This is a genomic window from Rhizobium sp. Root1220, from assembly GCF_001426265.1.
GTDB lineage: Bacteria > Pseudomonadota > Alphaproteobacteria > Rhizobiales > Rhizobiaceae > Rhizobium.
The window spans coordinates 53,487-77,005 of the sequence record NZ_LMDG01000006.1 but is presented as its reverse complement, the minus strand read 5'-3'; the positions used below and the strand labels follow the sequence as shown (position 1 = coordinate 77,005).

Annotated in this window: 20 protein-coding genes and 1 other RNA gene; 8 read left to right on the top strand and 13 right to left on the bottom strand. The window is 59.0% G+C overall.

All coding sequences use genetic code 11. The annotated features are described in order from the left end of the window. Positions 1–6 precede the first annotated feature (6 nt). The 7 genes from mraZ to ASC90_RS06885 all read right to left on the bottom strand — a co-directional run bounded on the left by mraZ (position 7) and on the right by ASC90_RS06885 (position 6,481). A complete protein-coding gene (gene mraZ / locus ASC90_RS06915; RefSeq protein ID WP_056537502.1) occupies positions 7–447 on the bottom strand; it encodes a division/cell wall cluster transcriptional repressor MraZ in 441 nt (146 codons plus the stop codon). 842 nt (positions 448–1,289) lie between these two features. Continuing rightward, positions 1,290–1,685: RNase P RNA component class A (gene rnpB / locus ASC90_RS07195), an RNA gene on the bottom strand. Between the two features lie 49 nt (positions 1,686–1,734). After that, the gene (locus tag ASC90_RS06905) at positions 1,735–2,931 is read right to left on the bottom strand and encodes an FAD-dependent oxidoreductase (RefSeq protein WP_082519842.1); all 1,197 of its coding nucleotides are present in this window, start codon (positions 2,929–2,931) and stop codon (positions 1,735–1,737) included. A gap of 15 nt (positions 2,932–2,946) precedes the next feature. Next, positions 2,947–4,134 carry an FAD-dependent oxidoreductase gene (locus tag ASC90_RS06900; RefSeq protein ID WP_056537346.1) on the bottom strand — a complete coding sequence of 396 codons (1,188 nt, stop codon included), beginning with the start codon at positions 4,132–4,134 and terminating at the stop codon, positions 2,947–2,949. Between the two features lie 99 nt (positions 4,135–4,233). Continuing rightward, positions 4,234–4,752, bottom strand: coding sequence for a transglycosylase SLT domain-containing protein (locus ASC90_RS06895; protein ID WP_056537344.1), 519 nt, complete (start codon positions 4,750–4,752; stop codon positions 4,234–4,236). A gap of 260 nt (positions 4,753–5,012) precedes the next feature. Further along, positions 5,013–5,777, bottom strand: coding sequence for an N-acetylmuramoyl-L-alanine amidase (locus tag ASC90_RS06890; RefSeq protein ID WP_056537342.1), 765 nt, complete (start codon positions 5,775–5,777; stop codon positions 5,013–5,015). Continuing rightward, entirely contained in the window at positions 5,774–6,481 is a 708-nt protein-coding gene (locus ASC90_RS06885) for a DnaJ family molecular chaperone (protein WP_056537340.1), read from the bottom strand. Before ASC90_RS06885 ends, ASC90_RS06890 begins: the two co-directional genes overlap by 4 nt. A 225-nt stretch (positions 6,482–6,706) precedes the next feature. Between ASC90_RS06885 and ASC90_RS06880 the strand changes: the two genes are divergently transcribed. The 4 genes from ASC90_RS06880 (at position 6,707) to ASC90_RS06865 (ending at position 10,619) form a co-directional block, all read left to right on the top strand. Then, positions 6,707–7,582, top strand: coding sequence for a DMT family transporter (locus tag ASC90_RS06880; RefSeq protein WP_056537339.1), 876 nt, complete (start codon positions 6,707–6,709; stop codon positions 7,580–7,582). Between the two features lie 88 nt (positions 7,583–7,670). Continuing rightward, a complete protein-coding gene (locus ASC90_RS06875; protein WP_056537337.1) occupies positions 7,671–8,882 on the top strand; it encodes a pyrophosphate--fructose-6-phosphate 1-phosphotransferase in 1,212 nt (403 codons plus the stop codon). 57 nt (positions 8,883–8,939) lie between these two features. Further along, on the top strand, positions 8,940–9,575 hold the full coding sequence (locus ASC90_RS06870) for a LysE family translocator (RefSeq protein WP_056537334.1): 636 nt from the start codon (positions 8,940–8,942) through the stop codon (positions 9,573–9,575). 114 nt (positions 9,576–9,689) lie between these two features. Then, positions 9,690–10,619: a lytic transglycosylase domain-containing protein gene (locus tag ASC90_RS06865; protein ID WP_056537331.1), complete on the top strand. Its 930-nt coding sequence runs from the start codon at positions 9,690–9,692 to the stop codon at positions 10,617–10,619. On the opposite strand, the gene ASC90_RS06860 is transcribed toward ASC90_RS06865, so the two are convergent. Continuing rightward, a complete protein-coding gene (locus tag ASC90_RS06860; protein ID WP_056537327.1) occupies positions 10,620–11,999 on the bottom strand; it encodes a serine hydrolase in 1,380 nt (459 codons plus the stop codon). 176 nt (positions 12,000–12,175) lie between these two features. Here ASC90_RS06860 and ASC90_RS06855 point away from each other — a divergent pair, with 176 nt between their 5' ends. The 4 genes from ASC90_RS06855 to ASC90_RS06840 all read left to right on the top strand — a co-directional run bounded on the left by ASC90_RS06855 (position 12,176) and on the right by ASC90_RS06840 (position 16,338). After that, positions 12,176–13,420: a DUF3419 family protein gene (locus tag ASC90_RS06855; RefSeq protein ID WP_056537325.1), complete on the top strand. Its 1,245-nt coding sequence runs from the start codon at positions 12,176–12,178 to the stop codon at positions 13,418–13,420. Between the two features lie 41 nt (positions 13,421–13,461). Continuing rightward, a complete protein-coding gene (locus ASC90_RS06850) occupies positions 13,462–14,079 on the top strand; it encodes a class I SAM-dependent methyltransferase (protein ID WP_056537499.1) in 618 nt (205 codons plus the stop codon). A 131-nt stretch (positions 14,080–14,210) separates the two neighbouring features. After that, entirely contained in the window at positions 14,211–15,008 is a 798-nt protein-coding gene (locus ASC90_RS06845) for a GH25 family lysozyme (protein WP_056537323.1), read from the top strand. An 82-nt stretch (positions 15,009–15,090) separates the two neighbouring features. Continuing rightward, the gene (locus tag ASC90_RS06840; protein WP_056537322.1) at positions 15,091–16,338 is read left to right on the top strand and encodes a lytic murein transglycosylase; all 1,248 of its coding nucleotides are present in this window, start codon (positions 15,091–15,093) and stop codon (positions 16,336–16,338) included. A gap of 503 nt (positions 16,339–16,841) precedes the next feature. Here the strand turns inward: ASC90_RS06840 and metF are convergent. The 5 genes from metF to ASC90_RS06815 form a co-directional block, all read right to left on the bottom strand. Continuing rightward, the gene (metF, locus tag ASC90_RS06835) at positions 16,842–17,747 is read right to left on the bottom strand and encodes a methylenetetrahydrofolate reductase [NAD(P)H] (RefSeq protein WP_056537319.1); all 906 of its coding nucleotides are present in this window, start codon (positions 17,745–17,747) and stop codon (positions 16,842–16,844) included. Between the two features lies 1 nt (position 17,748). Beyond that, positions 17,749–18,774: a metalloregulator ArsR/SmtB family transcription factor gene (locus ASC90_RS06830; protein WP_056537317.1), complete on the bottom strand. Its 1,026-nt coding sequence runs from the start codon at positions 18,772–18,774 to the stop codon at positions 17,749–17,751. 163 nt (positions 18,775–18,937) lie between these two features. After that, positions 18,938–20,587, bottom strand: coding sequence for an energy-dependent translational throttle protein EttA (gene ettA / locus ASC90_RS06825; RefSeq protein WP_056537314.1), 1,650 nt, complete (start codon positions 20,585–20,587; stop codon positions 18,938–18,940). 136 nt (positions 20,588–20,723) lie between these two features. Continuing rightward, positions 20,724–22,523 carry a hypothetical protein gene (locus tag ASC90_RS06820; protein WP_056537310.1) on the bottom strand — a complete coding sequence of 600 codons (1,800 nt, stop codon included), beginning with the start codon at positions 22,521–22,523 and terminating at the stop codon, positions 20,724–20,726. Positions 22,524–22,627: 104 nt separating this feature from the next. Next, positions 22,628–23,362, bottom strand: a complete 735-nt coding sequence (locus tag ASC90_RS06815; protein WP_056537306.1) for a ribonuclease — start codon at positions 23,360–23,362, stop codon at positions 22,628–22,630. Between the last annotated feature and the right edge of the window lie 157 nt (positions 23,363–23,519).

Genomic DNA, 23,519 nt, shown 5'->3' with positions numbered 1-23,519 from the left:
CTCGTTCTAATTGGAACGCCTGCTTGCCAGCCTGCGTTCCCCTCGCGTCTTTACCTGGGCAACCTGAAATGCATCCGGCTGCCACAGCTGAAAATGATCCGCCCGACCGACGAAAGTCACCTCGTCCGAGATGCCGGTGAAGTCGCGAATGAAATTCGTGACCATCAACCGCCCCTCGGCGTCGAGCTTCATGAAGACCCCGCCCCCGTGGATGAGAAGCGACATCTCGTTCGCACCCGGCGAAAACGGATCCTCCGCTGCAATCTGCCGCTCGAACCTTTCGAGAAGATCCGCGCCGCCGATGCTGATCGCCGGAAACACAAAGTCCTGAAAGCAATAGAGCTCCTGAACATTGCGTTGCGCCAGCACGGAACGAAAGATCGCAGGCACGGATACCCTGCCCTTGGAATCGATCCTGTTGGTCGCATTTGAAAGGAAGCGGCTCATGACACGAAACATCCGTTCCCGAAAGGGCCCGGACGGAAGTCAGATGTCCGAAACCCCGTTTCCCAGGCACAGCTTCGCCAGCCGGATGAACAACACTCCATCCGGCGCCCCAGTACGGGGAAACGCCTCGGCTTTGCGATGAGTGGGCACTAAATTGCCCTTGCGCAGTGCATGAATGGGATAACATGGGACCATATGGGCGTCAATGGGAAACGCCCGTCTCACGATGAGCGCAGTATCGGAAATTTATAAGCTGTTAAGTTTAACAAAGAGTTATGGACGCACGCATCGCGTGGCCAAGCGCGACGTCTCATTGGCCGCTCCAGCTGTGCGAAACAGCAACGAAAGCGCGGGGAAATCGGGGAAAGCGACGTGAAAAGAGATTGCCGGACAGCGTTGAGAATGCCCGCTCATGGGCGAACGACGCCCAGGGCCGGGGCGCAATGGGCAAGCAATCGCGACCTCCCCTCCTTCAGAAGAGGCAAGACCAGCCAATCTTGCTAGAACAACTTGTCATATAGTACAGCAAGGGAGAATTGATTTACGCCCGACCCATCCTATATCAAAAAATGCTTAAATAATAAAACGTGGAGTAATGCTATGACAAACTTCACATTAAAGGGCCTCCTATACGGGCGATTTGAGCCCGAAAAGCGTATTCCGCTCGCGCAGAAGGGCATGACCACCGATATCAGATGCGATTCCTGCGGGAAGATATTCAAGCGCTGGTCTATTCTTGCTCGAAGCAGCACAGTCTGCGAAGAGTGCCTGGCTCAAATGCCCACGGCGCACTGACGTTACTTGCGCACCATGATCGGATACTCGCAGCTCATGCGAGGGAAATCGCCAGTTGGCCTGTAAGCCGGGTTCTGTATGGCTCCGGCCGAAACCGGAACGTGGCAGCCATTCCTCTGGGACAGCGCTCGCACGCTGCCTCACGCAACCCACCCGGATGACTGGCCTGGAAACCAGCCGGACGGCTTGCGCCGACCACGTCATCCCTATTCGGTCTTGCTCCCGGTGGGGTTTACCTTGCCATCGCCGTTGCCGGAGACGCGGTGGGCTCTTACCCCACCCTTTCACCCTTACCTGCCGAGGCAGGCGGTTTGCTTTCTGTGGCACTTTCCCTGAGGTCGCCCTCGCCGGACGTTATCCGGCACCGTGTTTCCGTGGAGCCCGGACTTTCCTCACCCTACCGCCTTTCGGCATTGGTAAAGCGCGGCTGCCCAGCCAACTGGCACGGCTCCCATAACCGAGTGCGCCCATGAATGCCAATGAAATATCCACTCACGGCTGACGGAAATAGGGTTTGAAATCCGTAGCGTAGCCTTGCTCGCTGATTTGCCCTTCGAGAAGAAGTTCGGCACCGAGCCGTCCGATCTCGTCGGAGCTCTTGGCGGCGGTGCCACATCCACCAGTTAGCACGGCAATACGAGAGGAAGAGGTGTAGCCAATCATCGGATAGCCGCTCGGCGTGAATGAGACGACGCATGACCCGCTCGATGTCGAAAGCGGCTTGAGATCCGGGACAATGCGCGAGATCAGCCGGGTGAGATACGCCTGCACACTTTCGCGCCCGTCCGTCTTGAACCAGGCGCGCAACTCCGGCTCATGGCCGAGGCTGAGATCATCGGGATCGCCGCCGATCTTCAAGTAAATCTTGCCGTCGGGATAACGGATCGGCGGCAGCATGTAGAAATCGTCGATGCCTTCGGCTCCATGCGCGATCAGCGACGGCATACTGACAAAAGCGGCGGCTGCGGCCTCGTCGATCTCGTAGAAGGCGATGGTACGCGCATAAACCGTCATATCAACAGGTTGCGGCAACAGATTCTCCGCAATGGAGAATCCGCCCGCCGCCAAAAGAACTTTTTCGGCGCGATAGGTTCGTCCGCCCGATGTCTCGACGGCAGCTGCGCCACCCTCCTCACGAATCGTCACGGCGAAATCGCGGATCACCGATGCACCCGCTCGCTCAGCCGCCACCGACTGGGCACGAACCAGGTTGCGCGGGCTGATATGGCCGGCCCCTGTCGGCTCGTGGACACCCTGGCTACCGTCGGGAAAAGCAAAGAACGGAAAGCCGCTCTTCAGGCCACCATCATCAAGCAGCGTTGTCTCGACGCCGAGCGAAGCTGCCGCCGCAGCCGTTCGTTTGACATAGCTGCTGGCGCCACCCTGGGCAGGGCCGACCACCAAGCAACCGGCAGGCGTGTAGAAGGAGATGCCGCTATCGCGCTCGATCTCGGCATAGCGCGTGATCGAGCGATTGGCGAGCAGTGCCCAGTCGCGGTCGGGATCGATGGTGCGGGTAATCCGTCCTTCGTCATAGTGGCTAGCAAAAACGCCGGAATGCGTCTTCCGATCGGTCGGCTCGTCCGGCCCGATCACCGCGACGCCATCGGTCGACCGCGCCAGATGCCTCGCAGCCGCCGCCCCCATCAGGCCTCGGCCCACCACGATATATCTAAAGTCCGTGTTCACTGCTCGCCCCCATCTCTAGCGGAAAACCGGCGCAAATTCCCTGCCGAAATCCCCGTCGCCCAACCTGCCCCGGGTCATCAGAACGGCACCGAGCCGACCGAGTTCATCCGAGGATTTCGCCGCGACGAAATTGCCACCGGTCAACACCGCAATGCGTGGCGAGTCTGTAAAGCCAGCATAGGGATAGGCAGTCGGCGTGAAGCTCGCAATACAGGGAGCCGCGGTAACGGGGCATCCCGCAAGCGCAGGCATCAGTTCCAAGGCTTTCGCGACGAGCGGATCAAGCTCGGCGGGATCGCCGTCCGAACGAAACCAGGCACCGATATCTTCCAGATTGTCGAAGATACGCGCTTCGGTATCGCCGCCGAGCTTCAGGTAGGTCTTGCCGTCGGGATAGCGCACAGGCGGCAATATGTAGACGTGATCCTCGTCCCGGTCGCCAAAGATGATGCTCGACGGCATGTCGCCGAAAAGCGACAGCTCGCGCTCGCCAAGTTCGTAGAAAACGACGGTGCGGGCGGATACGCGAGTATCGACCGGCGATGGAAGAAGCTGATTGAAGTTCGTGAAGCCGCCGGCAGCAACGAGCACTTTCTCTGCGGTATAGACCCGGTCAGAAACCGTCACCTCGACATGCGTGCCGGCATCCTCCACGCCCGTCACGGTCGCATCGAGGACAGTGGCGCCACCGGCCTCGGCAAGCACCACCTGTGCTTTCACGAGCGCACGGGGATTAACGTGGCCGGCACGGTGCCGCTCGAAATAACCCTTGAAGGATCCGTTCAGTGAAAACTGCGGAAACCGGTCGCTCAGTGCCGCGGGCTCCAGTGTTTCAACGCCGATATTGAGCGTATTGGCAATGTCCAGCGCCCGTCCGAGATACCCTTGCCCGGGGCTCGGGGGTGGCCCGGCGAACAGGCATCCCGCTTCGGTAAAGAAGGAGATGCCGCTTGTCGCCTCGATCTCGGCATATCGGTCAAGAGAGCGGGCAGCGAGTGTCGCCCAGACCAGATTGTCATCGAATGTACGTGTGATGCGAGCCTCGTCGTAGTGGCTTGCAAATACGCCGTCGTGACTTTTGCGCTCAGCAGGTTCACGCGGACCAATGAGCGCAACGCCGTCGATCATGCCGGAAAGATGGCGGGCGGCTGCCGCGCCCATCATTCCGCGTCCAATTATGATCACCTTGAAATCAACCGTCATATGCCACCTCGCTTCGAGGTCACATAGCACGGCCGGCAAGCTGAATCATATTCTCAAGTGCCGCATAGAAAGGATTCAATACCCGGCACTTTTCGTCGATCAGTCAATCATCGCCAGGACTTTGCCGCAGTAGGCCTTGGAGACGGGATTCATGCGCGTCGCTGCGTGTCCGGCATTGTACTTCAGGATGGTATCGCAGGTCCCGCCGCCACCCAGCTCATGGGCCGTCGCCAGATACTTCATGCCGAACTTGATATTCGTCTCGGGGTCGAACAGCCCCTGCTTTGTACCCGCGTAGCCCATCATCTTTGCCGTCGCCGGCTTGATCTGCATCAGTCCAACTTCGCCGGCGCTACCGCGTGCGCTTGGATTGAAATTGCTCTCGACGCGAACGACCGCATGCGCCAGTTCAACCGGAACATTGTACTGGTTTGCGTACTTTACGATGAGAGCAGAATATTTGTTCGTAGCGAAATCCGGCATCGCATAACCGCTGGTCCGGTCAACGGTCTTCAGAGGTATCGTTTGTGCTTTGTTACCCCAGTCGCCCGCAAAGGCGCAATTCATTCCCATCAGCAGCGTGCTTGCGCACACCGCAGCAGCAAAAAACTTTCTCATACAGTCTAATTACTCCGACTCAAAGAACTGCCGGTAGCAGTCAAAACTAACAACCGGTCCGATACCGCTAAAATACACAATGTATTTCGCTGTAATTCTTCTTGTTTCATTTGACGCTCGAAGAAATACATAAACAAGTTCGCGAGCGCCGTTCAGCGGCTCGGGTTAGACCATCGCAATGAGGAGATAATAGGGAAATCATGTGGCAAGCACCCGAACTCCCCAAATCTGGTGGGTTCGGCGACTCACAAAAGTATGACTTATGACGAATAGCGGCGGAGTGCCGAAAGCAGCCGATGCAGTGTGTCGATCGTCGAAAAATCCGCAATTCCGTCGATGCGTGCGGGTCGGAAATGGCGCTGGAAAGCCTCGACTTCCCCGGCCATCTTGTCCGAAAATTCACCCGTGATTTCCGTCGCATAACCATAAAGTGACAGCATGGACTGAAGCGCCTCGACCGGCTGCCCCTTGTCGCCGCGCTGGAAGAACCTGCCGCCAGCAATCGGTGCGGGCTTCACCCAGTGCCCGACACCTGCCGCGTGGAGTTCCCGCCACGGGAACTTTTCGCCCGGATCGACCTTCCGGACGGGCGCCACGTCGGAGTGCCCAAGCACGCGCTCCGGCGCAATTGACCAACGTTCGCCGCAATCGCGACACAATTCGATGACGGCCGCGATCTGCGCTTCGGGATAGTCCGGCAACCCGCCGGGATGACCGGCATTGGCAATCTCGATACCGATCGAGAGCGAGTTTATATCCGTCTCGTTTTGCCACGTGCTCTTGCCGGCATGCCAGGCACGCCGGTGTTCCGGGACGAGCTGAACAATGTCGCCGTTCTCGTGTACGAAATAGTGGCTGGAAACCTGGCTCTCATCTCGACAGAGCCAGTCGAGCGCGCCGTCCGGTGTCGACATTCCGGTATAGTGAAGAAGGATCATGTCGGGCTGCCGCCCGTCCGCACGCTCGCCGTGGTTCGGCGATGGACGCACGCTGGCTCCCCTGTAGTCGGCCTCGAAAGAGGTCATGCGGCCCGGCGTTCCTTCTCGATCTCCTCGTATGCGGCATTAAGCGCCGCCATTCGCTCGTTGGCGATTGCGTGGAACTCCGTCGGCACGCCGCGGGAAATCAGTCGATCAGGGTGATGCTCGCTGACAAGACCATGGTAGCGGCGGCGGATCGTCGTGAAGTCGTCGGAAGGAGAGACGCCGAGTACCTTGTAGGGGTCGCGCCCTAGCGAAACATGGCGTGCGGCGATCCGCTCGAAGCGCTCCTCGTTCATGTGGAATATCTGGCCCACACGCTGCAGAAACGCCATCTCCTTCTCGTGGATAAGCCCGTCGGCCTTGGCGATATGAAAGAGGCCATCAAGAACCTCTTCGAGTACAGGGCAGTTTGCGGCGCACGTCACGCAGAGCGAAGACAGACGTTCCGCATAGGCCTCGTAGCCGGCCACGTCCTGGCGTGCGAGATTGTAGAGACGTGCAACGTTCTTCGCCTGCTCCGGCGGAAACTCGAAAATCTCGCGGAAAGCATCGACCTCGCGCTCGCTGACGACGCCGTCCGCCTTCGCCATCTTTGCCGAGAGTGCGATGATCGCAACCGAGACGGCGACCTTGCGGCGTGTCTCCGGGTCGCCTTCGAAAAGCGTGCGAATGGCCTCAACCACTGCGGAAAGGGCATTCCCGGCCGTGTTGCCAATGGCATTCAACAGTTTTTCCCAGAAGGACATCAAGGTCTCTCATGCTACAAAAAAGATAACCACCTTGACCAAATAACAATTGTCTTTGCAAGCTGGCTATTGGTCTAGGTTTCGAAAAGAGTTTTCACAATTCTGTAATTGTCGCGCCCGCAACCGTCCCTCATCGCTTCTGCGATATGTCGTATCAGGAGAATGAATTGGACAACGCTCGGCTCGTGATGTCAGGGCTCTCGGCAATCATCTACCGGAGCTTCAATGCAAACCACCGACAAATCGCAGATGCTCGGACTCAGCCTGGGCTTCATCGGGGTCGTCATTTTCGGCGGAACCCTGCCGATGACACACATCGCACTCCAAGGATTCTCTCCATATTTTATTACGCTATGTCGGGCGGCGATAGCCTCGATCGTGGCTATTGCCGCCCTCGCTGTCTTCCGCCGCCCATTTCCCAAGAAACACCTTCCTGCCCTTTTCGGGGCCGGCGTTGGTGTCGTGTTCGGCTTTCCCGCATTTTCGTCGATTGCGATGCAGACAATTCCGGCGAGCCACGGCGGCGTCGTCCTCGGCGTGCTGCCGCTCCTCACCTCAATCTTCGCGGCAATCATCGACGGTGAAAGGCCCGGCCCGCTTTTCTGGGCTTGCGGCGTCGCCGGCGCCCTGATCGTCGTCATATTTTCCGTTCGCGGCAGCGGATTCCAATTGGCCGCCGGCGATATCTGGCTCCTTGCCGCCGCCGTTTCCGCCGCCATCGGCTACGTGCTCCTCGCGCGGCTGTCGCGCCATCTGTCGGGCTGGGAGGCGATTTCATGGGCCCTCGTCGTTACCTTCCCGCTTTCGTTGCTCGGCACGCTCATTGTCGCGCCGGGCGGTATTCATGCGCCTGGCGCAACTGAGTACGGCGCGCTTGCCTATCTCAGCCTGATGTCCATGTTTGGCGGCTTCGTCTTCTGGAACGCCGGTCTTGCCATCGGTGGCATCGGCCGCGTGGCACAGGTTCAGCTGCTGCAGACATTCGTGACGCTGGCTATTTCCACAACACTTCTCGGAGAGCATCTCGGCGTTGAAACGATTATATTCGCGCTATTGGTTGCCTTCGTCGTTTGGCTTGGGCGCAGGGCGCGATTTTCATAATATCTACACTTTACACGACCCTTCCCCTGCCGCATCCATGCGTTACGTAGGCAGCACCTTACTGCACCGGTAAAAACAAGGAGGGAACATGCCCAAACAGAAAGTCGCTTTGCTAACGGCCGGAGGCCTTGCACCCTGTCTCTCCTCTGCGGTTGGCGGCCTGATCGAGCGCTACACCGATGTCGCCCCCGATCTCGACATCATTGCCTATCGCTCCGGTTATCAGGGTGTCCTGCTCGGCGACAGCATTAAGATCACCGCAGAGATGCGCGAGAAAGCGCCGCTTCTGCATCGCTACGGCGGCTCGCCGATCGGCAACAGCCGCGTCAAGTTGACAAACGCAGCCGATTGCGTGAAACGCGGCCTCGTCAAGGAGGGCGAGAACCCGTTGCGCGTGGCGGCAGAGCGTCTTGCCAGCGACGGCGTCACGATTCTTCACACGATCGGCGGCGACGATACCAACACCACGGCCGCCGACCTTGCGGCCTACCTCGCGGCCAACAGCTACAACCTGACGGTCGTGGGCTTGCCGAAAACCGTCGACAACGACGTCGTCCCCATCCGTCAGTCGCTTGGTGCATGGACGGCCGCTGAAGTCGGCGCGCACTTCTTCGACAATGTCAGCAACGAGCAGACGGCAGCGCCGCGCACACTCATTATACACGAGGTGATGGGGCGTCACTGCGGCTGGCTGACGGCGGCAACCGCGCGGGCCTATCTCAACCGGACAAAAAACAACGAATACATGCCCGGCATGATGACAAACGCGAAGATGAAAAGCATCGACGCCGTCTACCTGCCGGAGACGGCCTTCGACCTCGCCTCGGAAGCGGCGCGGCTCAAGGAGATCATGGACCGCACCGGTCATGCGACGCTCTTCATCTCGGAAGGCGCGTGCCTCGATGCGATCGTTGCCGAGCGCGAAGCAGCCGGCGATACGATCAAGCGCGATGCCTTTGGCCACGTGAAGATCGACACCATCAACGTAGGCGGCTGGTTCCAGAAGCAGTTCGCAACGCTCGTCAATGCGGAACGGTCGCTGGTCCAGAAGTCCGGCTATTTTGCCCGATCCGCGCCAGCCAACAGCGATGACCTGCGGCTGATCCAGAGCATGACCGACCTTGCCGTAGAAAGCGCGCTGAACAAGGTCTCGGGCGTTACGGGACACGACGAGGCGCACAACGGCAAGCTGCGCACCATCGAATTCCCGCGGATCAAGGGCGGAAAGCCCTTCGACATCTCGACAAAATGGTTCGCCGAAGTGATGGACACGATCGGCCAGAAATACCGGGAAGCATGATTGACTGAGTGCTGATATGGTGTCTTTGCTTACTCCTAACGATTAGGAGGAGATTCCATGTCGCTCGAAGCTTGGCTCGCTTTCGCCGCCGCATCGGCAATCATGCTGGCGATTCCGGGGCCGACTATCTTGCTCGTCGTGTCCTATGCGCTCGGCCATGGAAAGAAGACGGCCCTTGCGACGGTAAGCGGCGTGGCGCTCGGCGACTTCACGGCGATGACAGCGTCCCTCTTCGGATTGGGCGCCGTGCTGGCCGCGTCGGCAACGCTGTTCACGGTCCTGAAATGGGTTGGCGGCGCCTATCTCATCTGGCTCGGCATCAAGCTCTGGCGCGCCCCGATCATTTCCGAGCCGATGGCGGACAACGACAACCTGCCTGAAGAGAAATCGCTGAAAATCTTCCTGCACGCTTATGTCGTCACGGCGCTCAACCCCAAAAGCATCGTTTTCTTCGTCGCCTTCGTGCCTCAGTTCCTCAATCCGGCTCTGCCTTTCTTCGGCCAGATGCTGATCATGGAAGCGACTTTCCTTGTTCTCGCGACCATCAACGCCTCCACATACGCCCTGCTCGCTCATGCCGCGCGAGGCATGATCCGCAAGGCAAGCGTACAGCGCGCGGTCAACCGTACTGGCGGCACCTTGCTGATCGCGGCCGGTGCCGTAACCGCCGGCTATCGACGCATCGCGGCGTAAAGATTTTCACCGGGTTGCCGCAAAGCAACGAATACGTTAATGGGACGAACAGGGCTTAAGGTTTTTGGTAACTTTTGATGCTGCCGGGGCGGCGCATTTCACGAGAGTGAGAGTATGGTAGCGATCGGATTTTCCGGCCTGAAACGCAGTCTCATCGTGTCTACGATGCTCTGTGGCGTTGTCGCCGGATGTTCGAGCGTCGAATACACCTCACAGGCCGAATTGACCGCTGAACAATCCGTGATTCCAATTCCCAAGCCAGGCGAAGACGCCACGCTTGCAGCCGTTCCAGCCGGCGAAGGCGTGCCTGAGATAGCGATGCTTGGCTCCGTCGATCAGACAAATCCCACCCTCACCGCGACCGCTATGCCCGCCGCCGATCTGTCGCAGCAGAATGGGCAGGTCACGATGGCTGCGACCGCCGGTTACGCAACAATCCCGCTCACGCCAGAGATGACGGCAATCCAATCCGTCGTGCCAACACCACGCCCGGGAACGGCAGCGCCTTCGACGCAGCTCGCATTTGCTGCCACGCCCCAGAATGGCGCGGTAGCAGCGTTGTCGGCGATCGACACCACGCCGCACTCGATGATGGACAATGGCTTCGACACCTCCGGCCCGATGGATCCTCCCACCGCGCCGCCGATGTTCAGCGATGACGACGACGATGGCGCTCCGACGGTGGAGAAAAGCGCGATTACCAAGATCATCGACAAATATTCGCGGATCTATCAGGTTCCGGCTTCCCTCCTGCACCGCGTCGTTCATCGCGAAAGCCGCTACAATCCGAAGGCCTATAACAAGCGCGGTTATTTCGGGCTGATGCAAATCAAGTACAATACTGCCAAGTCGATGGGTTACGACGGCGAGCCGGCCGGCCTTTTCGACGCGGAGACCAACGTCAAATATGCCGCCAAATATCTGCGCGGTGCGTGGGTTGTCTCAGACAGCAGCGAAGACGACGCGGTCCGGCTCTACGCCCGTGGCTACTACTACGATGCCAAGCGCAAGGGTCTGACCGACATCGCTCAAGGAAACTATTGACTATTGCTTCTGCAATGCTGCGACAACTTCCCTCACCAGGGTCTGCGGTCGATAGCCCAACCGGCTTGGAGTAAGCCCTAGCCTGACGACGACAAGGTTGGCGGAGGGGACGATCGCCACACTCTGTCCGTCATGCCCTTCCATCCAGAATGTATCCTCCGGAAGTCCGGCCTCGGCGCTCGAATCGCCACCCGGGGCGGCAAGCCATGCTTGAGCCTGGGTATACTTGCCGCCGGACGCCTTGGTCGGCGCCCTCATTGCTGCGACGAAGGACTCGGGCAAGAGCCTCCGCCCCTCCCATACCCCGCCTTGCAACAGGAACTGGCCGAAGCGCGCCCAATCGTGCGCCGTGGCGTAAAGATAGGAGCTTCCGGCGAATGTTCCCCGCGCATCGACTTCGAAGACCGCGCTCGTCATGCCAAGCGGGTCAAACAGCGCCTCCCTGGGATAGGCAAGCGCTGCCTGCCCGCTGCCGAGCCGATCCATCCAGATTTTCGCGATCAACGTCGACGTACCGCTCGAATAGTTGAAACGCTTGCCTGGTAGCGCCTTGACCGGCAGGCCTGACGGCAGCGCCGTCATGTCCGCGTCGAGATAGAGCATCCGTGTCACGTCGGCGACGGTGGCGTAGTCCTCATCGAATGCAAGGCCGCTTTCCATGCCAAGGAGATCCCTGAGCCTGATCGCGGCATGCTCGCCATCCTTCCACTGCGGCAGAAGGCGGGCGTCATCGAAGCCAATCTTGCCCTCCAGCATCAACCGTCCAAGGATCGCAGCATTGACCGTCTTCGTCATCGACCAGCCGATCAACGGCATCTTCGGACCAAAACCATCGCCATAGGCTTCAGCGACGATGCGTCCGTTGTGGACGACAACGACAGCGCGCATCGCGGGACCGATCAAACTCTTGTCTGCCAGCAGCCGCGCAAGCCCATCATCATTGCTGCTCGCCGCGGCATCACCTTCGGGCCAGGTCGCGTTGCTTTGCGACACTGACGTCACTGGCAAATTCTGCACGCTTTTCGTAGCGGCTTCAAAATTCCCATCAGGCACGGCAGTGCAACCGAACCCACCCCGATAGATCGCGTACCCGGGCGCAAACAGGCCAAGGATGCGAGCGGTGACCCGCTTCTCCTCCCGGTCGACAGCCACACGTACCAACCGCAACAACGGGTTGCCCGGCGCCTGGACGTCCTCGTAGAGCACAGCGTCCGGATCGCGCCCGGCAATGAAGACGTTCGAGCAGACCACCTTGGCGGCGTACCCATCGCCGACACGCAGCAATTCCGGTGGACTGGCGTACAGCCAGACTGCACCACCAAAGATTATGACAACAAAGAGTACGGCGATAGTCTTCAGGATACGCGGCACAACTCGCATGTCTTCCCTCCGCCGGAACAGAGAAGCAGGAAACATTGTCATGCGAAAGGTCCGTCAATGGAAACGAGCTTCTCTCCTATTGAATTATGGTGGAAATCCTTACCCACAGGGTGCGTCATCAAACTGTAGCGGCCGCGCGTTACACGCGCTGAACGTTAAACGGGTGAGAGACTCACATGACGGAATTTGCACCGGATGCCGGCTTCCGCAAGAACCGGAAACTCAAGGCAGCGCTTCTCCGCCACAACGCCTTCTCAAAAGATGGCCTCTCGGAGCGTCTTTTCGGATTGCTGTTTTCCGGCCTCGTCTACCCGCAGATCTGGGAAGATCCTGATCTGGACATGGAAGCGATGGAGCTTCAGCCGCATCACCGCGTCGTCACTATCGGCTCAGGTGGCTGCAACATGCTCGCATATCTGTCGAAAGGTCCTGCCTCGATCGATGTGGTTGATCTGAACCCGCATCACATCGCGCTAAACCGCCTCAAGCTGGCGGCATTCCGGCATCTGCCTAGCCACGCCGACTTGGTTCGCTTCCTCGCAATGCCGCGACAGACGTCGAATAGCCTTGCCTTTGATCGGTTCCTGTCTCCACAGCTTGATGACGCAACCCGGAACTACTGGAACGGCCGAAAGTTCGGTCGCCGTCGCGTAACGGTTTTCGATCGCAACATCTACGAGACCGGCCTACTGGGGCGCTTTATCGGTGCAGCGCATCTGCTTGCCCGCCTGCATGGCGTCGATCTCAAGGAAATCACCAAAGCGCGCTCCCTGCGCGAACAGCGGCAGTTCTTCGACGAACGGATCGCGCCGCTTTTCGACAAGCCGGTCGTGCGTTGGATCACTGGCCGGAAGAGCTCGCTCTTCGGCCTCGGCATCCCACCACAGCAATATGACGAACTGGCAAGCCTCGCCGCCGATCAGTCGATCGCGCCGGTGCTCAGACATCGCCTTGAGAAGCTCGCCTGCCATTTCCCGATGCAGGACAATTATTTCGCGTGGCAAGCCTTTGCTCGCCGTTACGCGCGCGCCGACGAAGGCCCGCTTCCGACCTATCTGAAGCCTGATCACTACCAGGCGATCCGCGCCAACGTCGATCGCGTCACCGTTCATCACGCAAGCTTCACCGAACTGCTTGCCCACGAACCGGCGCTCTCGCGTGACCGCTACATCCTTCTCGACGCCCAGGACTGGATGACGGATCAGCAGTTGAACGATCTTTGGGCAGAGATCAGCCGCACAGCCCGCGAGGGTGCTCGCGTCATCTTCCGCACCGCCGCCGAGAAGAGCATCATCGAGGGGCGCCTGTCGCCGGCAATCCGCGACCGCTGGATCTACCTTGAAGAGCGTTCGCTTGAGCTGACGGCCCTGGATCGCTCTGCAATCTATGGCGGCTTTCACATCTACGGGAAGAAAGCGTGAGCGGGGCCGATGCGCGTCCCGCCGACAGCCATGCCGATCTCATGGACGGCATGTATCGCTACCAGCGACACGTCTATGACCTGACGCGCAAATACTACCTCCTCGGCCGCGATCAAACGATCCGCAGCCTCAATGTCCCGACGGGCGGCACCCTTCTGGAAGTCGGTTGCGGAACCGGCCGCAACCTTGTACTCGCCCACCACCACTTTCCGCAGGCTCGGCTGTTCGGTCTCGACATCTCGCAGGAGATGCTGAATTCCGCGCGCAAGACATTCGCGACGAGGGCGACCGCTCCTGATTTCCGGGTTGCAGACGCCACCACCTTCACGCCGAGCCAATTCGGAGTTGGCGGATTTGACCGCATCCTGATTTCCTACGCCCTGTCCATGATCCCCGATTGGGAGCGTGCAGTCGACGCTGCGGTTGCGGCTCTCGCCCCGGGCGGCGAGTTGCATATCGTCGATTTTGGCCAGCAGGAACGCCTGCCGCGTTGGTTCGGCCACTTTCTCAAGGCATGGCTCGCAAAATTTCATGTCACCCCACGGGCAAATTTGCGACCGTTTCTGGAGGCCCAAGCCACTGAAAACGATGCGAGACTGGCATTCGAAACGGTTGGCGGCGGCTACGCCTGGCGAGCGGTCATTGTGACCAAAGCCTGATATTTCGCTTGAAACTAACCGAATTTTTACGTTGATATGAAGAATAGAGGGGACATTCCTCTGCTGGACGCGTCTTTTACGAAGGTCAGGCTGTGGGGCATCAAGATCATTCTGTTCATAACGGAACACCTATGCGCCGGCTCCTGTTTTGCGTTCTGCCGTTGGCTATCATGCTCGCCGGTTGCACATCGTCGGGCTACGATTATCTGGAAACGGCATCGGTAAAGCCGAAGACCCGTTTCAAGGATACCGATCCTCAGGACTTCGGACCCAAACACCCCGAGCGAAATCCGATCCACGGCATCGACGTGTCCAAGTGGCAGGGCGACATCGACTGGAAGACCGTAAAGAGCTCGGGTGTGGCCTTCGCCTTCATCAAGGCGACAGAAGGCAAGGACCGGATTGACGCTCGCTTCAATGAATACTGGCAGCGTGCCGGCGCCGCCGGAATTCCGCACGCCCCCTACCACTTCTACTATTTCTGCTCCACGCCCGATGAACAGGCGGACTGGTTCATCAGCAACGTGCCGAAGCAATCAATGCGCCTGCCGCCGGTGCTTGATGTCGAGTGGAATTCCGAATCGAAGACCTGCCGCTATCGACCGGATCCGGCCACCGTCAGGATCCAGCTCCAGCGCTTCATGGACCGCCTGGAGGCATATTATGGCAAGCGTCCGATTATCTATACATCGGTCGATTTCCATCGCGACAATCTGGTCGGCTATTTCCAGGATTATCATTTCTGGGTCCGCTCCGTCGCCGCGCATCCCGAGGTCACCTATGCCGACCGCCGCTGGGCGTTCTGGCAGTACACATCGACCGGCGTTATTCCCGGCATCAAGGGGCCGACGGACATCAACGTCTTCGCCGGTTCTGAAAAGAACTGGCACAATTGGGTAGCCGCCGTGTCGAAAGGCACGAATTCTTAGTAACGTCCCGTAATCCTTCTTGCTTCCGTCACAATCATTTGAGAAATCGACGGAAACTCCATTGATGACGAGGATCTGAACCATGCAACGCTCGCTCGCAAGCCGCTCGGCACTTGCACTCTTGTTTGCCGCCGGCATCGTATCGGGCGCAGCTGCGCAAACCCCGGCTCCCAATGGTGCAGCCGCTCCGGCTACGGCTTCCTCAACACCTGCCCCGGCATGCGATGGCGACCTGACCGAATTTCTGGCTGGCGTGAAGGCTGAGGCGATCGCCGCCGGCGCAACGGCGGAGGCAGCCGACATGGCGCTTGCGGGCGCACAGATCGATCCGAAGGTCCTGAGCCGCGATCGCGCTCAGGGCGTCTTCAAGCAGACCTTCCTCGAGTTTTCCCAGCGCACCGTCAGCCAGGCACGCCTCGATATCGGTCGCCAGAAGATGAAACAGTTTGCCGACGTCTTTGCGCGCGCCGAACAGGAATTCGGCGTTCCGGCCGGCGTGATTACGGCGTTCTGGGCCATGGAGACCGATTTCGGGGCCGTGCAGGGCGATTTCAACACGCGCAATGCCCTGGTGACGCTTTCCCACGATTGCCGCCGCCCCGAACTCTTCCGCCCGCAGTTGATCGCGCTGATCGAGATGGTTCAGCACGGAGACCTTGATCCGGCGACCAACACTGGCGCCTGGGCAGGCGAGATCGGCCAGGTTCAGATGCTGCCGCGCGATATCATCGCCTATGGCATGGACGGCGACGGCGACGGCCATGTGCGCCTGAAGCAGAGCGGGCCTGATGCCATCCTGACGGCAGCAAAGTTCATCCAGCATCTCGGTTTTCAGAAGGGCCAGCCATGGCTTCAGGAAGTAACCCTTCCCGAAAGCCTGCCTTGGGAGAAGTCTGGCCTGGGTGGTCCCCTCACCGCGGGCGAATGGTTTGCGCTCGGAGTGAAGCCGCGCGACGGCAATACCAGCTTCGCGAACCTGCACGGTGACCTCGTCCTGCCACAGGGCCGCCTCGGACCGACGTTCATCGCCTATCCGAACTTCCAGATCTATCTCGAATGGAACAAATCGTTCATCTACACGACTTCCGCCGCCTACTTCGGAACCCGTCTTTCCGGCGCCGAGCCCTACCTCAAGGGCACGCCTGAACAAGGTCTTTCCAACGATCAGATGAAAGAGCTGCAGACAAAGCTGGATACCCTCGGTCATGATGTCGGGAAGGTAGACGGTATCCTCGGATCAGGAACCCGCGTTGCGATCCAGAAGGAACAGCAGCGGCTCGGCATGCCCGCCGACGGCTGGGCAACCCAGACACTTCTCAACTCACTCTGAGCCCGCATCGGTGTCAGCTATGCAGCCGGGTCTTCGACCCGGCTTTTTGCTTCGGTTTGCGCCGCCTTTTCATGTAGTTCGGCAATGCCTTCATCCCGCCCCAAGTATTGAGACCGGATCGCCGACTTTAACGCGACGTTAAAATCTGTGAATAATTTCCGGGGCAATTTTCGAGAGAAAATTCAGCTACTTGGCACCGCATACCAGTACACCATGTGACATTTTCGCCGCAACGCAGCAAAAAAATCGCTTCCCAAGCGACACATTCACGACATATTATGTGAACGTTAACGCGAGGAGACAGACATGGGACTAACGCAATCCTTGAATGTCCTTTTGGTCAGTGCGGCGTTTGCATTCGTATTGTCAATGCTTTTCATTTGAGCATTGTTGACGTGCAAAGTGGATGGTGCCGAGACTCCTGAGTAGCGAAACTCAATGAAACAGAAAAGCGCATGCCGCGAGGACATGCGCTTTTCTATTTGTGTTGGACATTGTTTAAACTAGGCAGCAGCACCTGTGCCTAAGTTCTTTCCGACCTCGCGCTTGAAGCCGAGATTGGTGAGAACGGCGGAGACAAGCGGCGCGCGGTTCATCGTATAGAGATGAAAATCGGCAAGTCCACGGCGCGCCAGATCCTCGATCTGCTCGGCAGCCACCTCGGCCGCAACCTTCGCCCGCTCCTCCGGTTTGTCGTCGTAACCTGAAAAGCGCTCGTCGAGAAAGCCGGGAATGACGGTGCCGCAAGCGCCTGCGAAACGCTTCAGCTGCGTCAGGTTCAAGATAGGCATGATTCCCGGCACGATCGGAATACTGATGCCTGCTGCCCGCACCTTCTCGAGGTATCGCTCGAAATTGTCGTTGTCGAAAAAGAACTGCGTCAGAGCACGGTCCGCGCCGTTGTCGGCCTTCTGCTTCAGCATGTCGATGTCAGCAGCCGAATCCCGGCTTTCCGGATGTTTTTCCGGATAAGCGGAGACCGAAATCTCGAAATCGCCGATCTCGCGCAATCCCGCAACGAGCGCGGCGGCATTCGCATAGCCGCCCGGATGCGGCTGATACGGTGCACCAACGCCAGCGGGGGCATCACCGCGAAGTGCAACGAAGTGCTTGACGCCAGCCTGCCGGAAGCTGTCGATGACGCTATGGGTTTCGTCCTTGGTCGCTCCCACGCAGGTGAGATGCGATGCGGTGGCAAGCGGCGTATTCGCGAGGAATCGCGAGACCGTCGCGAGCGTCGGCGCCTTGGTCGTGCCTCCTGCGCCATAGGTCACCGAGACAAAGTCAGGATTCCAATCCTGCAACTCGCTGACCGCATGCCACAGCTGGCCCTCCATTTCTTCCGATTTCGGCGGAAAGAATTCGAAGGAAATGCCGATTTTGCGGCGTGCGTCGCTGTTTGGTGCCATGTCATTCTCTCCCGGCAAATGTGGGTATGGCGCTTTCAATTCCGGCCGAGGCCATGAGACGCCTTGGATCACGCGCGAGCCAGACAGTGACCGTAAGCCCTTGCCCGCTCTGATGACCCGGATGAAGATCGACGATCTGCTCGACATCGAGCCCGGCCTTGCGCAGCCAATCAGACATCGACTGGTGCGAGAAGCCGAGACGGACATGGGCATGTTCGTCGCGAAGATATTCCAGCGTGTGCGGAGCCAGATCGATAATGACCAGCCGCCCGCCCGGACGTAGCATACGTGCCGCCTCGCCAATGGCGATATCCGGCTGATCGAAAAAATGCAGAACCTGATGGATCGTGACGACATCGAAATCCTGCGCCTCGAAAGGCAAGTTCAGGATATCGGCTTGCCTAACGGACGCCTTGGTGATCCCCGATTTATCGAGGTTGGCGCGCGCAACGCTCAGCATGTCGCGGCTTGCATCGACGCCGATTGCCCGACGGTAGAGTCCAGACAACAGGTCGAGAATCCGGCCCGTTCCGGTGCCGAGATCCAGCAGCGAGTCGATCGGCTGGTTGCCGAGGAGTCGGATCACCGCCGCATCGACTTCCTCATCGGCCGCGTGCAGCCGACGCAGTTCATCCCATTCCGCTGCGTTGCGGCTAAAGTAAGCCTGAGCTCGTTCAGCACGCTGGAGCTTAACCCCGGCGAGACGCTCGCCGTCTCGCAAAATCACCGGGTCGTTTCCCGAAGCGTGCCTCAACAGACTACGGACGAATGCGACAGACTTTCCGTCCTGGCGGAGCCGGAAATACGCCCAGGCCCCTTCCTGATACCGGTCAATCAGTTCCGCTTCGCCGAGCAGCTTCAGATGGCGGGAGATGCGAGGCTGGGACTGGCCAAGAATTTCTGTAAGATCGGTAACCGTCAGATCGCCGGCATTCAGCAGCGCCAGCAGGCGCAGGCGCGTAGGCTCGCCGGCGGCCCTAAGGACGTCCACCAATTCATCCAACCCAAGCCCGATAGGTTCACCCATACCCGATCCAATCAACATATAAAGATATCTTTATGTGAATTGTTCGAGACTGGCAAGCAGCAATTCCCTTCTCGTACACGAAATTAAGTGAACGAATAGCGACATGGCCACCACAAAAAACCCCGGCGAACCGGGGTTTTGAATGCGACTTTGAAACCCGCGATCAGCGCGTCAAGCGCTTGTACGCCTGGCTGCCAGGGTTGAGGGCGTCGGCACCGAGACGACGAACCTTATCCTGCTCATAGTCCTCGAAGTTGCCTTCGAACCATTCCACATGGCCATCGCCTTCGAAGGCGAGAATATGGGTCGCAAGGCGGTCGAGGAACATGCGATCGTGGCTGATGATGATCGCACAGCCGGCGAAGTTCTCGAGCGCCGTTTCCAACGCGCCCAGCGTTTCAGTGTCGAGGTCGTTGGTTGGTTCGTCGAGCAACAGCACGTTCCCACCGGCCTTCAGCATCTTGGCAAGGTGGACACGGTTACGCTGACCACCGGAGAGATTGCCGACCTTCTGCTGCTGGTCGCCACCCTTGAAGTTGAAGGCGCCACAATAAGCGCGCGAGTTCATGTCGAACTTGCCAAGCTTGATGACTTCGGCACCGCCGGAAATTTCTTCCCAGACCGTCTTGCTTCCGTCGAGCGCGTCGCGGCTCTGGTCGACATAACCGAGATGCACGGTCTCGCCGATACGGACAGATCCGGCATCGGGTTTTTCCTGGCCGGTGATCATCTTGAATAGCGTCGTCTTGCCGGCGCCGTTAGGGCCGATGATGCCGACGATGCCGCCCGGTGGCAGCTTGATCGACAGGTCGTTGATCAGCGTGCGGCCTTCAAAGCCCTTGGTGATGCCTTCCATCTCGATAACGACGTTGCCGAGACGCTCAGACACCGGGATGATGATCTGTGCGTCACCGGGACGGATGCCTTCGGCGGCATCGACCAGCTGCTGGTAGGACTTGATACGGGCCTTGGACTTCGACTGACGCGCCTTCGGGCTGGAAGCGATCCATTCCTGTTCGCGCGAGATCGCCTTCTGACGACCGGCTTCTTCGCGGTTTTCCTGCAGCATGCGCTTGGCTTTCGCCTGCAGGTAGGCCGAGTAGTTGCCTTCGTAAGGAATTCCACGGCCGCGGTCGAGCTCGAGGATCCAGCCGGTGACGTTGTCGAGGAAGTAGCGATCGTGGGTGATCATCATCACGGCGCCGGGATAGGCGCGCAGGTGCTTTTCGAGCCACGCGATGGTTTCGGCGTCAAGGTGGTTCGTCGGTTCGTCGAGCAGCAGCAGGTCCGGCTGCGACAAGAGCAGGCGGCAGAGCGCGATACGACGACGCTCACCACCCGACAGCAGCGTCACGTCCGATTCCTTCGGCGGGCAGCGTAGGGCTTCCATCGCCATCTCGACCTGCTGTTCGAGGTCCCAGAGGTTCTGGCTGTCGATGATGTCCTGAAGCTTGGCGCCCTCTTCCGCGGTCTCGTCGGAATAGTTCATCATCAGCTCGTTGTAACGCTCGAGCACGGCGGTCTTGTCGGCTACGCCGACCATGACGTTTTCGAACGCGGTCTTCGTCGGATCGAGATGCGGCTCCTGCTCGAGATAGCCGACGGTCGCACCTTCGGCGAGCCAGGCTTCGCCGGTGAATTCCTTGTCTTGACCGGCGATGATGCGCAGCACGGTCGACTTACCGGCGCCGTTCGGACCGAGAATACCGATCTTGGCATCGGGGTAGAAGGACAGGTTAACGTTTTCGAGGATTTTCTTGGCGCCGTAGGACTTGTTGAGTCCCGACATGTGATAAATGAACTGACGTGCCATTGATGCGTTGCTCCGCGGGGAATTTCAGGTTTGCCGCTATGTAGGCGAATTGGGGCCGAGGAGCAACGCGCGGACGCCAAAAACCCTCGCCTTTTGTAAAGACGGCGCGCGACGACGGAACAGCCGGATGCACGAGCTAACGGAGCTGGGTATGGTCGATCCGAAACAGCTGGAAGTTGGATTTTCCCGGTGGATCGATACGGGTTAGCCCCGGCCAGGATTGCCCTGCGGCTAGCGCAGCGTAGAGCGGTGCCTCCTTCGGATCCACCTGCAGCGGAAAACGGCAAACAGCGACGTAGTCGAAAGGCTCCAGCGCCTGGCGACGAATGGCGGGGTCAGGCGATCGAAATGCTTCGAACATGCGCTTCATTCCAGGCGCAGCACGATGAAACGGCACTGCTCCGACCGAAAATCCGTCGCGCGCGGCAAAAAGGACCGGCAGCGCGATGCCTTGCGGGGCCGCTATGCGCCCCGGCCTGGCGGCGGCCAGGACAGAGAAATCCTGACCGGCGCAATCGCTGGCCGCCATGTAGTCGACCGCATCGAACTCGTGCTGCCCTACAGGAATCGCGAACCAAAGACCGAAGAGGCCGGCCAGTACCGAGACTGCCGCAAACACGGCACGTTTGCTCGCTCTGCGGGAATGGATCATGCTGGCGACGGCCAGCGGCAGGAAGACTGGAGCCAGAGCTATGGGGAAGCGAATATTGCGGGTGATGAAAACTGTAAGAACGAGCGCGCCCGCCACAACAGCAAAGCCAATTGCCGGCCCAACCGATCCGCCCTTGGCCTTTGCCACTATCGCTGGAAAAGCGAGAACCAAGAGGCCGGTCGTCAATGCTATGAGTGCTAGCAGATCATATTGGCCGTTTTGGTAGAAGTAGAAAATGCTGCGCTCCTGCCAGATGCGCGCAAACCAGAGTTCACGTGAAAGCGGGTCAATAATGCCATAGGGACCGGCAAGGCAGGAGGGAAACAGGACGGCGGCCCCCCAACAAACGCCCGACGCCGGAAGAGCCAGCCACAATGCCTTGTGCAATGGCTTGCCATGATCATCGTTGATCAGAGCACATACGGAAAGCACTACGGAAAACGCGACCGCGAGAAAGATATAGGGCGCCGAGAACGCGTCGCATTGCGTGGATATCGCACCGGTCGGGCCGACAAACGCCAACGCCGAAAACAGGATAACGCCGATCATTGCGGCAGACGCCGAGACAATCAAATCGCGAGCCTTCGCTACGCCTGCCACATAGCAAGCGATCAGGCCGGCATATGCGATGGTGACGAACGGAAGGCTTTCGAGACCAATGACCGTCGAGACTCCAGCGCCTGCACCCATCATCAAGCCACCAACTCTATCCCAGCGGACCAATCCCGCGACAGTCATCATCATCGCGATAATCTGCGCATTGTGATGGTCGACGCGGCCCGGCGCGAATTCCAACACACCTATGCTCATGAGCATGGTGATGAGCATGAGCAAAAGCGTATAGGCGAGTTGGGTGAAGGCGTGGCGGGCGATAAGACCGTGCACGGTGGAGGCGACCAGAAAGCAGAAAATGGCCAGCATCATCGGTGGCCAAATGAGGAAGGAAAGCGGGAGGGACGCTTCCAATGAAAGGAAGGGGGAAAGTAGCTTCACAATCAGGACATAGGGTAGGTCCACCAGCCGCGACCAGGGCGAAACATAGGTGTCCGGCGTGGCTATGAAAGGCAAGCTGAGATCAAACCAGCGCCCGTGCGGCGATAGCAGATAGCGAATCTGCAGCTCGCGCATCTGATCGTCGATGTCACCGACAAACAGAATGCCATCTGCAACATCGAACAAGACCATTGCCAGCGCCGTGCAATAGATGATGAGAACGGTGCGAAGCAAAGAGAAGCTGCGCGTGGCAGACTGTCTGTCTCCGGTCAATACCACAGCTGAATCCATGCGATGCCTTGCACCCAATCGCTACAATGCTGAAGAATACGCATCTCGGATTTAATATTGTCCTATGCCAGGCAGGCAAAAGACGACGCGATACTGTCAGGCAATCAGAATCCCGCAGCTTCCACCATGCCCTCGTCGCAGCCAAAGGACGTGCTGCCTGCGCCCTGGATGAGCTGGCGGAGAGCTGCACTCCTATCCTCGGTTGATTCCTTGGAAAGGCCGATCGTCAATTCGCTGATGACCCGGCTGCTGCCTCCACGCCGGCAACTCATTTTGACGCGGTCGCCCGCACCGGCACCGAAGCTCTTGTCGAAAGCGGCCTTGATCTCGCCGGCCGTCAGCGACTTGCCGATGTTGGCGGCGAAAAGCTCGCGGACAGCGGAAGCGTTCAACTCGCTCACAAGGCGAACCGCGGTACCAAAATACTCCTCGGCGCTTATTCCGGCGCACGTGCCGTGCTTGATCCACTCATGCCGTTCAAGGCCGGATTGCGTGCCGGGCATGACCTTGTCCAGCGCCGCTCTGTTTCCCGCGGAAAGCTCGACCGCCGGCAACTCGTTCCAATCGCCTTCCTTGTCCGCCGTTCGCAAACTGTCGGAAACGCCGCAGTAGTCTTTCCGCATCGGCCACAAGCCGTGCAGGGAGAAATTGGAGGCATCGAACCGGTCGTTCGTCTGGCTGGCGCATTCCGGCTTCCGATGGTTGGTTTCGCAGAATGCCGGCTGCCAACTCGCTGCAAGAATGAACACTGTCCGCTGACCGCCGTCCTGGGCATTGGCGATACCGGCCAAGGCGAATGCGACGAATACAAACACTGCGCGAAAAAACCGGTTGCTCATTCTCGCCCCCAAAACCAAGAACAATTCATGAACAACTAATCATGCCGAACCTGTTTCGGCAACCCTCAATCCATAGGGGAAGATATTCCGTCGTATAGAGACCACGGCATGTTGCATTTACCCTGCGATCTGGTCTTTTCGCCGCAACGGAGGAACG

Coding starts and splice junctions, on each gene's coding strand:
- ASC90_RS06820 (WP_056537310.1), bottom strand. CDS start 22,523: ATGGATTCAGCTGTGGTATTGACCGGAGACAGACAGTCTGCCACGCGC.
- ASC90_RS06870 (WP_056537334.1), top strand. CDS start 8,940: ATGTCGCTCGAAGCTTGGCTCGCTTTCGCCGCCGCATCGGCAATCATG.
- ASC90_RS06850 (WP_056537499.1), top strand. CDS start 13,462: ATGGACGGCATGTATCGCTACCAGCGACACGTCTATGACCTGACGCGC.
- ettA (WP_056537314.1), bottom strand. CDS start 20,587: ATGGCACGTCAGTTCATTTATCACATGTCGGGACTCAACAAGTCCTAC.
- ASC90_RS06890 (WP_056537342.1), bottom strand. CDS start 5,777: ATGACCTCTTTCGAGGCCGACTACAGGGGAGCCAGCGTGCGTCCATCG.
- ASC90_RS06885 (WP_056537340.1), bottom strand. CDS start 6,481: ATGTCCTTCTGGGAAAAACTGTTGAATGCCATTGGCAACACGGCCGGG.
- ASC90_RS06840 (WP_056537322.1), top strand. CDS start 15,091: ATGCAACGCTCGCTCGCAAGCCGCTCGGCACTTGCACTCTTGTTTGCC.
- mraZ (WP_056537502.1), bottom strand. CDS start 447: ATGAGCCGCTTCCTTTCAAATGCGACCAACAGGATCGATTCCAAGGGC.
- ASC90_RS06845 (WP_056537323.1), top strand. CDS start 14,211: ATGCGCCGGCTCCTGTTTTGCGTTCTGCCGTTGGCTATCATGCTCGCC.
- ASC90_RS06895 (WP_056537344.1), bottom strand. CDS start 4,752: ATGAGAAAGTTTTTTGCTGCTGCGGTGTGCGCAAGCACGCTGCTGATG.
- ASC90_RS06900 (WP_056537346.1), bottom strand. CDS start 4,134: ATGACGGTTGATTTCAAGGTGATCATAATTGGACGCGGAATGATGGGC.
- ASC90_RS06855 (WP_056537325.1), top strand. CDS start 12,176: ATGACGGAATTTGCACCGGATGCCGGCTTCCGCAAGAACCGGAAACTC.
- ASC90_RS06880 (WP_056537339.1), top strand. CDS start 6,707: ATGCAAACCACCGACAAATCGCAGATGCTCGGACTCAGCCTGGGCTTC.
- ASC90_RS06875 (WP_056537337.1), top strand. CDS start 7,671: ATGCCCAAACAGAAAGTCGCTTTGCTAACGGCCGGAGGCCTTGCACCC.
- ASC90_RS06860 (WP_056537327.1), bottom strand. CDS start 11,999: ATGCGAGTTGTGCCGCGTATCCTGAAGACTATCGCCGTACTCTTTGTT.
- metF (WP_056537319.1), bottom strand. CDS start 17,747: ATGGCACCAAACAGCGACGCACGCCGCAAAATCGGCATTTCCTTCGAA.
- ASC90_RS06815 (WP_056537306.1), bottom strand. CDS start 23,362: ATGAGCAACCGGTTTTTTCGCGCAGTGTTTGTATTCGTCGCATTCGCC.
- ASC90_RS06865 (WP_056537331.1), top strand. CDS start 9,690: ATGGTAGCGATCGGATTTTCCGGCCTGAAACGCAGTCTCATCGTGTCT.
- ASC90_RS06830 (WP_056537317.1), bottom strand. CDS start 18,774: ATGGGTGAACCTATCGGGCTTGGGTTGGATGAATTGGTGGACGTCCTT.